Genomic DNA, 15,239 nt, shown 5'->3' on the forward strand with positions numbered 1-15,239 from the left:
ATTCAATTTTTTTTAGAAAGGAAAATATGACTGGGCGCGCATGTATTTTATTTAATGCTCTCAAGGTTTTAATTCAATCAACTCTGCCGAAAACGCTTTTATATCTTCCTCGTCATGAGTAATCAGCATAAGAGGAATTCTCAATTCTTCCAGCAACTCTTTTACTTCTTCACGCATATGTCTGCGCAATTTTTTATCAAGTGCGGAAAACGGTTCATCAAGGAGCAGCAATTCAGGTTCTATGATAAGCGCCCTGGCAAGGGCAACCCGCTGTTGCTGGCCACCAGACAATTGGCCCGGATACTGGCGGGCCAGATCGGCAATCTGAAACCGGCTCAACCAGTGGTGGATTTTCTCAAGGTTATCAGGTGAAATCCTGTTGAGCCAGCCTTTACGATTAAGTCCGAAGCCCACATTTTGTGCAATATTCAGATGTGGAAACAAAGCATAGTTTTGCAGGATATAACCGACATTACGCGCCTGCGGTGCAATATTTATATTATTCTGTTTATCAAACAGCACGCTGTTTTTAATTTTTATGGTACCACTGTCAGGTGTCAATAAGCCCGCTATGCATTTTACCGTCAGGGATTTACCAACCCCGGAAGGGCCAAATAAAATCACCTGTTCCCGGTGACTGCGTACTTGAATATCCAGCATGAATGTTCTTGAAGCTGAAAGCATTTTTTTCCGGATAGCGATATCAAAAATCATTTCAGGCACGCTTTGGAGATAGATAATAAGCCAACGACAAAACTGCAATACACACAACCGATATCAGCAAAACCAATTGATTGACTTCAGCATCCTGTCCGGCCTGAACCGCATCATAAATGGCAATTGAAAGTGTTTGGGTTTTGCCGGGAATGCTGCCAGCCACCATTAAGGTCGCCCCAAACTCGCCCAATGCGCGAACAAAGCCCAGTAACAAACCTGCAAGAATTCCTCGCCAGGCCAAAGGCAGAAAAACCCGAAAAAAAACAGCGCTTTTGGAAACACCCAATACCCAGCCAACCTGCTGCAATTGCTCATCAACCGACTCAAAAGCGGCCCGTGCCGGTTTGAAAACAAGCGGAAAAGTGACGATTGCCGCGGCAATAATGGCACCATTAAGGGAAAAAACAAGACCAAACCCAAAGTTGGCTTCAAGCCACTTGCTTAAACCGGTTTTGTTACCAAACAAAACCAGCAAATAATATCCCAATACCGTTGGTGGCAATACCATTGGCAAAGTGGCCATCACATCAAGCACCTGTCTGCAAAAACTACGCTTGCGTGACAGATACCAGCCAAAAGCAATACCCAGGACAAGATTGATCATCGTAGCCCAGACAGCCACTTTGACAGACAAAAATAAAGGTATCATGATCGACTGCATTAACTGATTCCCTTGCTGTTATGGACGCACAAAACCGTATTGATCAAAAATAGCCCGGCTTTCTTCCGATAATACGTAATCAACAAATTGCCGGGCAAGATCGGGCTCTTGGCTGTCTTTTAACACGGCAATCGGATATACAACCGGTTGTTCCAGCTCAACACTAAACGCAACCTTGACCTTGTCTGGCAGGATTTTGGCATCGGTGCCATAAACAAAACCGGCCTCCACGTTCGCACTGGCCACGTACTCCAGGGCCTGTCGGACATTTTGCGTAAAAACTGTTTTGTCTTTCAGTGTTTCATCAAGACCGGCCTTTTTAAGCGCCCCTGCCGTATAGCGTCCGGCCGGCACACTGGACGGGTTGCCAATGGCAATACGATTGACGGCATCGTTTTGCAAATCATTCAGGGTTTCCAGTTTTAAATCGCTGTCTGCCGGCACAATCAACACCAGTTCGTTTTTGACGAAATGGGTATGCCGGTTATTTTGCAAAATCCCGCCCTCATTGGCAGCCTGCATATTGGCAAGGTCGGCACTGGCCAAAACATCGACAGGAGCACCATGACGGATTTGCTGAAGCAGACTGCCTGAACCGCCAAAATTGAAATCAATGGTGTGACCTTGATGCACCTGTTCAAATTTCCGGCCAATTTCCTGAAACACGTCTTTCAGGCTGGACGCAGCGGAAACCGTTATGGTTGCTGCCGAGACACTGCCCGTCATTGTCACACATGCCAAAAACAGCCATACTCGTCTGAACATCAACCTACCTCTTTGAAATACCTGAAGATGATAAAAAAACGTCATAAAAAACACAAGGTCACAGCCACGTCAAGCCTCTTGCCAGGCACGCCAATCACCTGACTTGCCCCCCTTTTTCTCAAGCAAATGAATATGGCTTATTTGCATTCCCTTATCAACCGCTTTTAACATATCGTAAATAGTCAGCAAACCGGTTGAGACCGCTGTCAGGGCTTCCATTTCAACGCCCGTTTTACCGGTGGTTTCAGTCGTTGCCACCACTTCCACGGATCGCGTCTGTTCGGCCAGATTGAACTCAATGCTCACGTGCGTAAGACTTAAAGGATGGCACAAGGGAATCAGCAAACTGGTATGCTTGGAACCCTGGATGGCGGCAATGCGTGCAATACCCAGCACATCCCCTTTTTTGCTTTCACCGGAAACCAGCAAACGGTAAGCCACTTCGTTCATGCTTATTTTCCCACTGGCGCGGGCAACCCGCCTTGTTTCTTTTTTTTCTGAAATATCAACCATATGGGCCTGGCCCTGACTGTCAAAATGCGTTAATTGTTGATCTGTCACGTTTTATATCCTTAATACTGTCTAGAACAGGGGGAATAAGATAATTTTAATGTTATAGAATACAATTCTTTTGATGGTAAGAATTTAGGCCATGTATTCTGGCATAAATTAGGCCAGTGCCTGGCAAAAGCACATCTTTATCTTTATAAACAATCTCCGCTATTCATCAAAAGCAAATGCAGTCAAAGGAATCAGTATGGAAACACTACGCATTGGTATCGTCTCTATCAGCGATCGGGCCTTCAACAAAACCTATGAAGATCAGGGCTTGCCTGCATTGAAATCCTGGTTAGGCGCTGCAGTCCTGAACCCGCTGGAATTTGTAGCGCATTTAATTCCCGATGAACAGCCCATGATTGAACAAACCCTAATTGAGTTGTCCGACATTCAAAAATGCCCCTTGATTTTAACTACCGGGGGTACAGGCCCTTATTTGCGTGATGTAACCCCTGAGGCCACCCTGGCTGTTGCTGATCGCATCATCCCCGGGTTTGGCGAACAAATGCGACAAATCAGCCTTCACTTCACGCCTACCGCCATTTTATCCCGCCAAGTGGGTGTTATCCGCGGCAACAGTCTGATTCTGAATTTGCCAGGCCGTCCAAATGCAATCGCCGAAACGCTCGGTGGCGTCAAAGATGAACAAGGCAAACAAATCATTCATGGTATTTTTGCATCGGTACCTATTTGTGTGGATGCCGTTGGCGGCCCGTTGGTTGAAACCAACCCGGACATCTGCAAATCGGTACGTCCGAAATAAGCTTTTCTACCCTATAAGCAAAGCGGCTCACAGGCCGCTTTTTTTATTAATGAAAGCTTCACTTAAAAAATTTAACCACCCGTCATCGACATAATACGGATGATTTTCTCTGGCCGGCTATTGAATTCATGCCGTTCGGGTTTCAGCTCTATCGCTTCGCGAATGGCCTGTTCAAGCTCGGCATCGCTGCAATTATCACGCAAATATGGCAACAGGTTAAATTTGTCTTCCTGCCCTAAACACAAGTACAAATGCCCGTCAACCGCAAGCCGGACCCGATTGCAGGTTTCACAGAAATGCTGGGATTTGGGCGTTATAAAGCCAAGCGTAAAATCACTGTTGGGTGTTTCCCAATAACGGGCTGGCCCCCCACCCCATACCTTGTTGGATTCTTGCAAACCAAACTTGTCTTTGACCTGTTCAATAATTTCCTGCAAATTAACCGGTACCTGTTTTTGCCCGGTTACGCCCATGGGCATCACTTCAATAAGGCGCAGTACAAACTGATTCTGGATACAGTACTGAATCATATCTTCGATATCAGAGATATTAATACCGGCCAGCGGGACCATATTGATTTTAATTCTCGTAAAACCGGCCTGCCTGGCTGCCTCCAGTCCTGCCATGACTTTAGACAAACTGTCGCTGCCCGAAATTTCCTCAACACATTCACGACGCAAGGAATCCAGACTGACGTTCAAACGGTGCAAACCGGCATCACGCAAGGGTTGTGCATATTTTTTCAATTGTGTGCCATTGGTGGACATAGACAGGTCTTCCACTCCTTCCAACGCCGACAGGCGGGCAACCAGCTCGGGCAGGTCTTTGCGCAGCAGCGGCTCTCCGCCTGTTAACCTGAAACGACGGGTTCCCATGCGGGAAAAGGCAGCGACCACACGCACTATCTCATCAAAAGACAACCAATTCGCAGGACGTTCAAACTCTTTGAATCCCTTGGGAATACAGTAAGAACATCGCAAATCACACTTATCTATCAATGAGAGGCGTAAATAATCAATTTTTCGACCAAACCTGTCAATCAGCATTCTGCGCTTATATCCATTGTATTAATTAATTAAATGCAGTCTACCATAGAAAAACCCCACAAATCATATAAAAATCTGATTGGTGGGGTGCTGTTTGCCCAACAGGGTTTATCTACACTTTCAAATGCGTCACTTATAAAAAAACAAAATAAATGACCTCATGTATGACAAACCGTGTTTGCCATTTGGCATTTAGTTTACCGCGTCTTTCAGTGCTTTACCTGGACGGAATTTAGGTACTTTGGCTTTTTTGATTTTGATGGCTTCGCCTGTGCGTGGGTTACGACCAGTACGGGCTGCACGAGTAGAAACGGCAAATGTACCAAAACCAACCAAGGTTACCGTCTCGCCTTTTTTCAGTGTTGCTTTCACTGCAGCGATCATTGCATCCAGAGAGCGGCCAGCCGCTGCTTTGGAAATATCTGCCTTAGATGCAATGTATTCAACCAATTCTGTCTTATTCATTCAGGAAAACCCCTTTTCTAAATTAACTCTGATGTAAATCATCACGCGTATCTTCCCTTTAATCTTATTGGCTGTCAAGAAAAAAACACAGCAAACCCCGCATATTTACTAGTCTTGCGGCCATTATCAATGGAAAGCAATTAATTTGTATGATTTTTTATACACCCGTACAAGGTCGATCAAAACCACGCTCTACCTTAATGACGCGTCATTCATGCATTGTGCAAGTGCCTGCCTGAAATCATTGATCAGGTCTTCCTCATCTTCAATACCGACAGAAACACGCAGCAAATTATCACCAATACCCATCTCAGCCCTTCGGGCAGGCCCCATCTCGTAATAAATGGTATGCGCCACAGGTAAAGCCAGCGTCCTGGCATCGCCCAAATGCGTGGCCAGCACAACCACATTCAACCTATTCAAAAATTCAAAGCAATCAATGCCATCGACAAGCTCGACGCCCAGCAACGCACCAAAACGATTGTTAAACAGGATAGCCGCACGTTCATGCTGCGGATGCTGGATTAAGCCGGGATAACGCACACTGGCGATTCCAGGATGGGTTTCAAGAAAACGGGCAAGCGCCAATGCATTTGAACAGGACTGCTTCAGCCTTAAAGCAAGTGTTTCAGCGCCCACGGCAATACGGTGGGCCGCATCGGACGAAAGCGTTGCTCCCATGTCACGCAAACCTTTTTTCTTGATTTGGGTCAGGCCCCAGGTGTTTGCAGGACCGGTTTTATAGCTATCATAAATATTGGCATAACCAGACCAGTCGTATAAACCTGTATTGGTAACGGCACCACCCAATGCATTGCCATGACCACAGATATATTTGGACAATGAATTCATGACCAGGGAGGCCTTGACGCTTTTTCCCTGCAACAACCACGGTGAGGTTAAGGTATTGTCTATCACATACACCAGCTTATGCGTTTCACAAATATCACCAATGGCCGACAAATCGGCAATTTGCGTTCCCGGATTGGCAATGGTTTCGGTAAACACCATTTTTGTTTCGGGACGAATGGCATCTTTGACCTGTTGCGCATCGGTAGGATCCACAAAAGTCACTGTTACGCCAAGCCGGTCAAGCGTTCCCAGCAGGCTGTTGGTATTGCCAAAAACAAACTGACTGGAAACCAGATGATCTCCCTGTTTTAACAGCGTCATGAAAATGGAAGACAAGGCCGCCATACCCGTCGCAAAAGTGACTGAACCAATACCCCCTTCCATCAAGGTGATTTTGTCTTCAAGCGCGGCTGTAGTCGGGGTTCCCTGTCGGGCATAGGTATAGCCCGACTTACCCTGAAAAACCGCCGCCAGCTCTCTGGCATCGGCAAAAGCGTATTCGGTTGAGGTATGCAATGGCTTGTGAATGGCACCGTGCTCGACCGCTTTACGACGGTCCGCGTGAAGGATGGAGGTGGTAAACCCGCTATGTTCGTTTTTTGACATGATATGACTGTGAAAGATTGAATTTTAATTTATTTTACCTGGCGCTGACGGACAGTTTCAAACAGACAAACCGCACTGGCTACACTGACGTTAAGGCTTTCAACCGACCCCTGCATGGGAATACGCACCAGCTCATCACAGGTTTCCCGTGTCAGACGTCGCATTCCCTCACCCTCCGCCCCCATGACCCAGGCAATGGAACGGGTAGCATCCACATCATGAAAGGTGCCGCTGGCCTGGTCATCGGTGCCTATCAGCCAGACATCCCGCTCTTTGAGCTGACGCATGGTTCGGGCAAGATTGGTTACCATGATGTAAGGAACGGTATCGGCGGCACCACAGGCCACACGCTGAACGGTGGCATTAATGCCCACCGCCTTGTCCTTGGGCGCAATCACGGCATGAACCCCGGCAGCATCGGCCGTACGCAGGCACGCGCCCAGGTTATGAGGATCGGTCACACCGTCCAGAATCAACAAATGAGCAGGCCCCTCGATCACATCCAGGACGTCATCAATATTGACCGCCAGCTGCTTATGTTCGGCCAACGCCACCACACCTTGGTGACGAACACCTTTGGCCAGACCATCAAGACGCTCCACAGGAACCGGATGAATGCGGATTTTGTTTTTTTCCGCCTGATCAACCAGGCTTTGCATGCGCTTGTCTTTGCGTGATGCTTCGATATATATTTCCCGGATTGAATCGGGTGCATGGCGCATGCGGGCAACTACCGCATGAAATCCTGCCAGAATTTGACTGCTTGACATATAAATTGATTACCTTTGTATTTACCTTCGCTTACGCGTTGATTTTTTGTTTTTTTGCACGGTAGCGGGTCGAGTTGACTTTTTCAGCTCTGCCCGTCTTTGATGTGCGTTTTGCCCCTTCAGGGCTTCGGGTTTGGGCTTGGCCGGGCGCTTTAACTGCCGCGGCGCGGACTCAGCACGCTGGGCATCTTTACGCAATGACTCGAAAGTGGTGCCCTTGACCAGCGAAAACTCAATTCGCCGGGCCTCCAGATCCACCCGTGTCACCTGCACCTGCACCGGATCCGTCAAGCGGTAACGCATACCCGTGCGCTCTCCGCGCAATTCGTGCAAGCCTTCATTGTATTGGAAATAGTCGGTACCCAATTCCGAAACATGCACCAACCCCTCAACAAACAGGGTTTCAAGTGTGACGAACAAGCCAAAAGGCGCAACACCGCTTACCCGTCCACTGAAAACTTCACCCACATGCTCACGCACATACCAGCATTTAAGCCAGGCCTCCACATCGCGTGAGGCATCATCAGCCCGACGCTCGTACGCAGACAGCATCATTCCCAGACTATCCCAGACAGCATGTTCATGCTCTTTATGGGTTTCACCCGGCTCTTTGGGTACACCCGACAACTCGGGGGTATAGTGCCGGTGAGCAAGAATAGACTTGATAACCCGATGCGTGAGCAAGTCAGGATAACGGCGAATGGGTGAAGTGAAATGCGTATATTGTTCATACGCCAGACCAAAGTGCCCTACGTTGTCAGGACTGTACATGGCCTGCTGCATGGATCTTAGACACATGGTCTGAATAATCTGGAAGTCGGGGCGTGAACGCCCGGCATCAAGCACAGCGGCATAGTCCTTGCCGGAAGGATCGTCGCCCCCGCCCAGCGTCAATCCAATGGTACGCAAGAACTCACGCAAGGCCTCGAGTTTTTCAGGCGTTGGGCCCTCATGAATACGGTACAGTCCCTGCCGTTTGTTTCTTAATACGAAATCGGCTGCACAGGTGTTAGCTGCCAACATGCATTCTTCAATCAACTTATGCGCATTATTCCTGATAAACGGAACAATTTGCTCTATCTTGCCCATTTCATTGCAGAGAATCCGGGTTTCGATGGTGTCAAAATCCATCGCTCCACGCTGTTCGCGTTTTTTCTCAAGCGCCTCATATAAAGCATATAAATCCTGGACATGTGGCAGCAAATCGCCCAATTCGGTACCCGCGGGGCCCGTTGGCTGCTGCAAGGCATTCCAGATTTGCGTATAAGTGGTACGCGCATGTGAGTTGATAACCGCATTGTAAAACTGGTATGCCGTCACTGTTCCCGCTTTGGCCCCCGTCATGGGAATAACCATATCGCACACCAGAACCAGACGGTCGACCTCCGGATTCAGGGAGCACAGACCATTGGAAAGCTTTTCGGGCAACATGGGAATGACCCGGCGCGGGAAATACACACTGGTTCCGCGCTCTATGGCATCCCGGTCAATGGCATCGCCAGGTTTGACATAATGGGAAACATCGGCAATGGCCACTAAAAGCCGCCATGCCATTTTTCGGCGTTTCTCAGTACCGATGTTTACCACCTCGGCATATACGGCATCATCAAAGTCACGGGCATCCTCACCGTCAATCGTGATGAATGGTACATCCCGCAAATCGATACGGCCTTTAAGATCCTGGGGCTGCACCTCATCGGGCAGGCTTTCCGCCTGTATGAGGGTGGTATCGGAAAACTCAACCGGGACATCAAATTTGCGCACCGCAATTTCAATTTCCATACCCGGGTCATCAATTTCACCCAGCACTTCAATGATTTTCCCCAAGGGCTGGGTATGGCGGGTTGGCTGCTGAATAATCTCAACCGTCACCACCTGCCCGTGCCGGGCCCCGCCCAGGTCTGCATTCTGTACAATGATGTCGTGCTTGATACGCTGGTCTTCGGGCACCACGACATAAAGACCCTGCTCATGCAGCAAACGACCTACCAGCCGTGTTGTGCCGCGCTCCAGAACTTCTACAATGGTGCCTTCAAGCTTGCCTTTATATTCACCCGTGGGTTTTACCTGGACCCGGTCGCCGTGCAAGACCTTCAGCATTTCACGGGGTGACAGGAACAAATCCTGTGAACCGTCTTCTGGAATCAGAAAACCGAATCCATCCCGATGCCCCTGGACTTTACCGATTACAAAATTTTTCTGTTGGGACAGCTGCCAACCACTTGGCGTTTGCTCAAGCTGACCATCTCTTTGCATGGCACCCAAACGTCTTTCAAGCCCCACAATGCTGGCGTCTCGAGACAGCCCGAATGCGCCAATCAGGGCATTCACGTTCAGGGGAAGTTTTGAATCCCGGAACACCTGAAGAATATTTTCACGGCTTGGAACATCGGGATCAAAGTCTGGCGTGCTGTCCGTAAGAGAACTGTTTGCCTGGGCAGGCCTGTTTGTCGGGTTTTTTGTGGTGGTTCGATTTGCCAATACAGTCACTTCCTGGTTATTTCAATTTATGATTTATGATGCAATAAATGCTTATAAAACCATACTATCCTATTACGGCTTTATGATACTTACATGACGGCCCTGCCATTTGAAAAATCAGCGGCCAACCACCTGCTGTTTTCTAAAGTTTTTCAAGCAGGTAACGGGTGACCATGACAAAACAGACCAGCACAATAAGCGGACGAATAAACTTGCTGCCATGACTGATGACCATTAAAGAACCGGCATAAGCACCAATTATTTGCCCAACAATCATGATACCACCGATCAGCCACAAGACTTTGCCACCCAGCACAAAAAGTGCTACTGAAGCGACATTGCTGGCAAAATTAAACACCTTGGCATTGGCCGTTGCCTTGATGATTTGCTGTCCCCGTAACGCCACATTGGCCAGGGAAAAGAAGGAACCGGTTCCCGGACCAAAAACACCATCATAAAAAGCAATAAGTGGCACAACGGTACAATTGAAAAGCCTGGCGTTCATGCGTGGCGACCGCTCCAGCTTGCCGGCAGACGGCGTAAATAAGAAATACAGCCCGATCATTATCAGCACAACAGGAATCACAATATCCAGCACCGAGACATCAACCAGCTGAATGATAAAAGTACCCAATGCTGCCCCTGCAAAAGCCAAAAGCGCCGGTTTCCAAACATCCTCAAAGCGCACGACTCTTTTTCTGAGCATGGTCAGCGAGGAAGTCAGTGTCCCAAAACTGCCTTGCAACTTATTGGTGGCCAAGGCATTAATGGGAGGAACCTGGGCCAGCAATAACACCGGAATAGTGATCAGGCCACCGCCACCGGCGATGGTATCGACAAAACCGGCCAGCATGGCAACCAGGAAAAGAATCAGTAAAACATCAGGCCCAACAACAAAATCCATGCTGCATCCGGATAAAAAAGACTTGAATATCAGAAAAACGCCAATCCGAACGCATTAAGCCGATAAACCGTAGGGTAAAAAATCAAAAACAATATCCATCAGTTAAAATATTCAACTTCCAGTATTTGACTTTTTTAAAATCGAGATTATGGCTGATTATTATCTACCCATCAAGCACCTACACATGACCTGTGCCTATCTGAGCATCACTTTTTTCCTGATTCGCGCCTTTTGGTCAATTACAGGCTCACGCATGCTGCACATCGGCTTTGTCAAGGTGGCTCCGCATGTGATTGATTCCGTCCTGCTCATATGCGGTTTTATCCTGGCAGCCATGATCGGGCCCAACCAACCCTTTATTCTTGCCAAAATAGTGGCGCTGATTGCCTATATTGGCGTGGGCACAATAGCCATCAAACGAGGAAAAACGCCTGTGCAAAAATTAATTGCCACCGTTATTGCCGGCCTGATTTTCCTGTATATCATTGGTGCCGCCATTAACAAAAGCGCCCTGTCCTGGTTCGTTTAAACGAAAGATCTGGCACAATAACAACAAAACCGCCTTTATCGCATTTGGATATCATCCGGTTTGCGGCGAAGACGGTTTTTTTAAACGGTTGATTTTTCAGCTGTTTTCCAAAGCCGGCAAAAGAACGCTAAAACAGGCGGCCCAACCCGGAAAACAGCGCCTTGGGCCTTAAGCCGTTGCCTCAGCCTGCAAAGGCTTGAAGTCCCAGATGCCCTCTCCACGCAAATACAGTAAATGCGTATGATGTGCGTACAGGGTGCTGCGATGCCCCACACTAATCAGACGCAATTCAGGCAGTCGTTCGGCAATCAGCCGGTACATGGCATCTTCAAGACCCTCATCCATCGCTGAGGTGGCTTCGTCTATGAATGCGGCAACCGGTTTGGCCAGCAGCAAACGGCCAAACGCAATTCTTTGCTGCTCGCCCAAGGAAAGAATATTGGTCCAGCTCACCACTTCATCCAAACGATTGACCAAGTGCCCCAGATTCACATCCTGCAAGACTTTGCGGGCCTGCTCATGACCATCCTCAGGTACTTCGTTGGGATAGTACAGCACATCCAGCAATGAACCTTCTGGCAAATAAGGTTTTTGCGACAAAAACAATACCTGATTATCAGGCCGCACCACCTGCCCTTTCGAATAAGGCCACAAACCGGCAATCGTTCGCAGAATGGTGGTTTTACCCGACCCCGAAGGACCTTGCAGCAACAAAGAGTGACCAGGCTCCACCACAAAAGACAAGTCCTTTACCAGGCATTTGCCCGATGGTGTGGTAATGCTGACATTACGCAGCGCAACCGTATCCTGCTCTACCTTGACCTCAGGAACCGGCAATTTATCAGCGGCACGGGAATTTTGCACAAAACCGCTTAAACGATCCAGAACCGCCCGGTAACCGGCAAACGTATCATAGGCATCACGGAAAAATGACAGGTTGTCGTGCAAAGTACCGAAGGCTTGCGCCGTTTGGATCATCGCACCCAGCGTAATTTGCTGGGAAAAAAACCTTTTTGCCTGAATAATGAAAGGGAAAATAACCGCGGTTTGCGACACCAGCAAGTTGAACCCCTGGAGTTTGACTGAACGAAAAACAATGGCCCATACATTACCAATCACTCGGGCAAAACGGTTGCGCAGTTTCTGCCCTTCAATCGCTTCACCCTTATAAAAAGCAATGCTTTCGGCATATTCACGCACACGCACGAGTGAATAACGGTAATCCGCATTAAAACGTTCATCAAGAAAGCTCAGGCGAATAAGCGGACGCCCGATCTTGAAGGCAAAGACCGTGGCAATCAGGATATAAATAAACAGGGCAAAGACCATCCCTTTTGACAGGGTGAATCCCAAAACGGTTAAATCACCGGACAGCCCCCAAAGAATAATGGTAAAGGCAACGGCTGAAACCAGGGAGCTGACCAAACCCAGCAAAAGCGTCAGGGACGTGGTTACAAAACTGGACACGTCCTGCTGGATACGTTGATCGGGGTTATCGGCCGGTGTTTCAAGATAATGAGAGCGATAATAGCTGCTTTTTTCCAGCCATTGCGAAAGCAGGGATTCATTCAGGGACTCACGCCACCTGATGGTGAAGCTCTGTTGCAAATAATAAGACACCAGCACCCGGGAGATATGGATCGCGGCCAGTATGGCAAACACCCCCATCTGGATCCAGAATCCGTCTTCATTCAGTTCTTGCAACGCGGTATACATCGTGTTGTACCAGTTCGAGAACAGCACGCTGACCCGCACACCGAACAGGCTTAAAAACAGAATCACCCCAAATGTCAATAAAGGACGCAGGCTGTTTTTGGGATTGAAGTAATCACCCGCCAACAACCAGAACTGCCCTGCCCATTTGGTTGTTTTAACCAGAATGAAACCCACCAGTCCCAGCATGACTGATGAGATTACAAAAGCCTGCAAGATCCAAAGCGCACTGTCTTGTAATTCTTGGCCCCAATTCATTGATACTCCTTATCATTTTTTTCTCATGGGCAAATAGAGTCTGCCATCGGCAATAAAGTTCATCACTTTACCTGAAGTAGGCATTAAATAGTAGTTAAAAAAAATAATGCCTATTCAAATGCCAACTATTTTAATCGGCACCAGCTTCTGTTTCGCTTATAGCCGTTAAGCATATAAATATCAATTTTTTTTCGTTCTGATTTTATGCCGCTGTCTCTACACTTGCATTAACACGACATTAAGCCATACCTCACACTGCATAAAACAGAAGGATTGATATGACCTACGGATTTAAAAAAACGAAATTGACCGCCCTTGCCATTATGTTGGGACTAAGTTCTGCTTATGCGTGCGCGAAAGATATAACGCTGCTTAATGTCTCTTATGATCCAACCCGTGAGTTATATCAGGAACTGGATAATATTTTTGCCAAACAATGGACAGAAAAAACCGGTGATACCCTGACGATCAAGCAATCCCATGGCGGTTCAGGTTCACAGGCCCGTTCTGTTGCCAACGGACTGGACGCAGACGTGGTGACCCTTGCCCTGGCAATTGATATCGATTCGATTGCCAAAACCGGCAATCGCCTTAATCCCGACTGGGAAAAGAACTTTGCCCATAACAGCACCCCCTTCACCTCTACCATTGTTTTCCTGGTGCGTAAAGGCAACCCGAAAAACATTAAGGACTGGGGTGATCTGGCCCAGCCCGGCGTGCAGGTCATTACGCCCAACCCCAAAACCTCAGGAGGCGCACGCTGGAACTACCTGGCAGCCTGGTCATGGGCCTTGCGCCAGCCTGGTGCCACCGAAGAAAGCGCCAAAGACTATCTGAACAAACTGTATGCAAATGTACCCGTTCTTGATTCCGGTGCACGGGGTTCAACCCTGACATTTGTACAGCGCCAGATTGGAGATGTTTTACTGGCCTGGGAAAACGAAGCGTTTCTGGCCCAGAAAGAACTGGGCACCGGCCAGTTTGATATTGTGGTGCCCAGCCTGTCCATTTTGGCTGAACCACCCGTAGCCCTGGTGGATTCCGTGGTGGACAAACGGGGCACCCGTGAAGTGGCAACCGCTTACCTGAACTTCCTTTATACCCCAGAGGCTCAAAAAGTGGGAATTAAACATTTTTATCGTCCAACCGATAAATCCCTGGAAGAAGAAGCCGCCAAACAGTTTCCAAAACTGGAAACCGTATCCATCAAGGAGCTGGGTGGCTGGGATGCGGTCAATAACAAGCATTTTGCCGATAACGCCATATTTGACCAGATTTACATCAAAAAATAAGCACCGCTTATATTGAGTTTAGATGAATATTTTACAAAAACAATATTCGGTCCTGCCCGGTTTTGGTCTGACGTTTGGCATTTCTTTATTATGGTTATGCCTGATTGTTCTGATTCCCTTCGCGGTTCTTTTCGGGCAGGCCGGGCAACTTGGCTTGGGCAATTTTCTGGAAGTCGTGGGTTCCGAACGGGTGCTTCATGCCCTGAAAATCACTTTTGGCACCTCACTGGCCGCCGTACTGGTTAATCTGGTATTTGGACTGATTACCGCCTGGGTACTGGTTCGTTACACATTCCCGGGCAAAAAAATTGTGGATGCCTTTATTGACCTGCCATTTGCCCTGCCCACGGCGGTTGCCGGTATTGCGCTTACCACCCTTTACGCCCCCAATGGTCTGATTGGCCAGGTTTTGCAAAAATTGGATATCAAAGTAGCCTTTACGCCCGCTGGTATTACGGTAGCGCTTATTTTTATCAGCCTGCCTTTTATTGTGCGTACCGTACAACCCGTGCTGGAAGACCTTGAGGTTGAACTGGAGGATGCCGCGACCTGCCTGGGGGCCAGCCGCTGGCAGATTTTCAGCAAAGTAATTTTTCCGGCCATTACACCTGCCCTGCTGACCGGGGCTGCCATGGCATTTGCCCGAGCAGCAGGTGAATACGGTTCGGTGATTTTTATTGCCGGCAATATTCCCATGGTATCTGAAATTGCCCCTTTACTGATTACCGCCAAACTTGAACAGTTTGACTACAACGGGGCAACCGCGATTGCCGTTACCATGCTTCTTATTTCCTTTCTTGTCCTGCTTCTGATTAACCTCATCCAGCGCTGGAGCAACCGCCGTTATGGCATGAATTAA

15 protein-coding genes are annotated in these 15,239 nt (G+C 48.3%); 4 read left to right on the forward strand and 11 right to left on the reverse strand.

The annotated features are described in order from the left end of the window. Positions 1–60: 60 nt before the first annotated feature. The 4 genes from HCX92_RS10830 to moaC form a co-directional block, all read right to left on the reverse strand. Positions 61–714, reverse strand: coding sequence for an ATP-binding cassette domain-containing protein (locus HCX92_RS10830; protein ID WP_169294975.1), 654 nt, complete (start codon positions 712–714; stop codon positions 61–63). A gap of 1 nt (position 715) precedes the next feature. Continuing rightward, positions 716–1,378, reverse strand: coding sequence for a molybdate ABC transporter permease subunit (modB, locus tag HCX92_RS10835; protein WP_169294976.1), 663 nt, complete (start codon positions 1,376–1,378; stop codon positions 716–718). 18 nt (positions 1,379–1,396) lie between these two features. Next, entirely contained in the window at positions 1,397–2,104 is a 708-nt protein-coding gene (modA, locus tag HCX92_RS10840; RefSeq protein ID WP_211182370.1) for a molybdate ABC transporter substrate-binding protein, read from the reverse strand. A 108-nt stretch (positions 2,105–2,212) separates the two neighbouring features. Then, positions 2,213–2,704, reverse strand: a complete 492-nt coding sequence (gene moaC, locus HCX92_RS10845) for a cyclic pyranopterin monophosphate synthase MoaC (RefSeq protein WP_169294978.1) — start codon at positions 2,702–2,704, stop codon at positions 2,213–2,215. A 196-nt stretch (positions 2,705–2,900) separates the two neighbouring features. Between moaC and mog the strand changes: the two genes are divergently transcribed. Next, positions 2,901–3,464 carry a molybdopterin adenylyltransferase gene (gene mog / locus HCX92_RS10850; RefSeq protein WP_169294979.1) on the forward strand — a complete coding sequence of 188 codons (564 nt, stop codon included), beginning with the start codon at positions 2,901–2,903 and terminating at the stop codon, positions 3,462–3,464. Between the two features lie 71 nt (positions 3,465–3,535). On the opposite strand, the gene moaA is transcribed toward mog, so the two are convergent. The 6 genes from moaA to HCX92_RS10880 all read right to left on the reverse strand — a co-directional run bounded on the left by moaA (position 3,536) and on the right by HCX92_RS10880 (position 10,588). After that, positions 3,536–4,510, reverse strand: coding sequence for a GTP 3',8-cyclase MoaA (gene moaA / locus HCX92_RS10855; RefSeq protein ID WP_169294980.1), 975 nt, complete (start codon positions 4,508–4,510; stop codon positions 3,536–3,538). Between the two features lie 192 nt (positions 4,511–4,702). Continuing rightward, positions 4,703–4,975 carry an HU family DNA-binding protein gene (locus tag HCX92_RS10860; protein WP_169294981.1) on the reverse strand — a complete coding sequence of 91 codons (273 nt, stop codon included), beginning with the start codon at positions 4,973–4,975 and terminating at the stop codon, positions 4,703–4,705. A gap of 192 nt (positions 4,976–5,167) precedes the next feature. Then, positions 5,168–6,433 carry a cystathionine gamma-synthase family protein gene (locus HCX92_RS10865; RefSeq protein WP_169294982.1) on the reverse strand — a complete coding sequence of 422 codons (1,266 nt, stop codon included), beginning with the start codon at positions 6,431–6,433 and terminating at the stop codon, positions 5,168–5,170. 29 nt (positions 6,434–6,462) lie between these two features. Beyond that, positions 6,463–7,203: a 23S rRNA (guanosine(2251)-2'-O)-methyltransferase RlmB gene (gene rlmB, locus HCX92_RS10870; RefSeq protein ID WP_169294983.1), complete on the reverse strand. Its 741-nt coding sequence runs from the start codon at positions 7,201–7,203 to the stop codon at positions 6,463–6,465. 21 nt (positions 7,204–7,224) lie between these two features. Next, positions 7,225–9,684 (reverse strand): ribonuclease R, encoded by a 2,460-nt coding sequence (gene rnr, locus HCX92_RS10875; RefSeq protein WP_169294984.1) that lies wholly within the window; start codon positions 9,682–9,684, stop codon positions 7,225–7,227. A 142-nt stretch (positions 9,685–9,826) separates the two neighbouring features. Further along, on the reverse strand, positions 9,827–10,588 hold the full coding sequence (locus HCX92_RS10880; RefSeq protein WP_169294985.1) for a TSUP family transporter: 762 nt from the start codon (positions 10,586–10,588) through the stop codon (positions 9,827–9,829). Between the two features lie 148 nt (positions 10,589–10,736). Here HCX92_RS10880 and HCX92_RS10885 point away from each other — a divergent pair, with 148 nt between their 5' ends. After that, complete coding sequence (locus tag HCX92_RS10885; RefSeq protein WP_169294986.1) at positions 10,737–11,117, forward strand: SirB2 family protein; 381 nt, start codon at positions 10,737–10,739, stop codon at positions 11,115–11,117. A 168-nt stretch (positions 11,118–11,285) separates the two neighbouring features. Here HCX92_RS10885 and HCX92_RS10890 read toward each other — a convergent pair whose 3' ends face one another. After that, entirely contained in the window at positions 11,286–13,088 is a 1,803-nt protein-coding gene (locus HCX92_RS10890) for an ABC transporter ATP-binding protein/permease (RefSeq protein ID WP_169294987.1), read from the reverse strand. Between the two features lie 278 nt (positions 13,089–13,366). Between HCX92_RS10890 and HCX92_RS10895 the strand changes: the two genes are divergently transcribed. Beyond that, on the forward strand, positions 13,367–14,380 hold the full coding sequence (locus HCX92_RS10895) for a sulfate ABC transporter substrate-binding protein (protein WP_169294988.1): 1,014 nt from the start codon (positions 13,367–13,369) through the stop codon (positions 14,378–14,380). Positions 14,381–14,402: 22 nt separating this feature from the next. Beyond that, positions 14,403–15,239, forward strand: a complete 837-nt coding sequence (cysT, locus tag HCX92_RS10900; protein WP_169294989.1) for a sulfate ABC transporter permease subunit CysT — start codon at positions 14,403–14,405, stop codon at positions 15,237–15,239.

Origin of the sequence: Advenella sp. EE-W14 (genome assembly GCF_012923605.1) — a bacterium.
In the GTDB taxonomy this organism is placed as follows: domain Bacteria; phylum Pseudomonadota; class Gammaproteobacteria; order Burkholderiales; family Burkholderiaceae_B; genus Advenella; species Advenella alkanexedens.

What these genes read in the sequence shown, in the direction of transcription:
- HCX92_RS10890 (WP_169294987.1), bottom strand. Translation starts at nt 13,088, where the DNA reads ATGAATTGGGGCCAAGAATTACAAGACAGTGCGCTTTGGATCTTGCAG.
- moaA (WP_169294980.1), bottom strand. Translation starts at nt 4,510, where the DNA reads ATGCTGATTGACAGGTTTGGTCGAAAAATTGATTATTTACGCCTCTCA.
- HCX92_RS10865 (WP_169294982.1), bottom strand. Translation starts at nt 6,433, where the DNA reads ATGTCAAAAAACGAACATAGCGGGTTTACCACCTCCATCCTTCACGCG.
- modA (WP_211182370.1), bottom strand. Translation starts at nt 2,104, where the DNA reads ATGACGGGCAGTGTCTCGGCAGCAACCATAACGGTTTCCGCTGCGTCC.
- HCX92_RS10860 (WP_169294981.1), bottom strand. Translation starts at nt 4,975, where the DNA reads ATGAATAAGACAGAATTGGTTGAATACATTGCATCTAAGGCAGATATT.
- cysT (WP_169294989.1), top strand. Translation starts at nt 14,403, where the DNA reads ATGAATATTTTACAAAAACAATATTCGGTCCTGCCCGGTTTTGGTCTG.
- HCX92_RS10830 (WP_169294975.1), bottom strand. Translation starts at nt 714, where the DNA reads ATGATTTTTGATATCGCTATCCGGAAAAAAATGCTTTCAGCTTCAAGA.
- HCX92_RS10895 (WP_169294988.1), top strand. Translation starts at nt 13,367, where the DNA reads ATGACCTACGGATTTAAAAAAACGAAATTGACCGCCCTTGCCATTATG.
- mog (WP_169294979.1), top strand. Translation starts at nt 2,901, where the DNA reads ATGGAAACACTACGCATTGGTATCGTCTCTATCAGCGATCGGGCCTTC.
- HCX92_RS10880 (WP_169294985.1), bottom strand. Translation starts at nt 10,588, where the DNA reads ATGGATTTTGTTGTTGGGCCTGATGTTTTACTGATTCTTTTCCTGGTT.
- rlmB (WP_169294983.1), bottom strand. Translation starts at nt 7,203, where the DNA reads ATGTCAAGCAGTCAAATTCTGGCAGGATTTCATGCGGTAGTTGCCCGC.
- HCX92_RS10885 (WP_169294986.1), top strand. Translation starts at nt 10,737, where the DNA reads ATGGCTGATTATTATCTACCCATCAAGCACCTACACATGACCTGTGCC.
- modB (WP_169294976.1), bottom strand. Translation starts at nt 1,378, where the DNA reads ATGCAGTCGATCATGATACCTTTATTTTTGTCTGTCAAAGTGGCTGTC.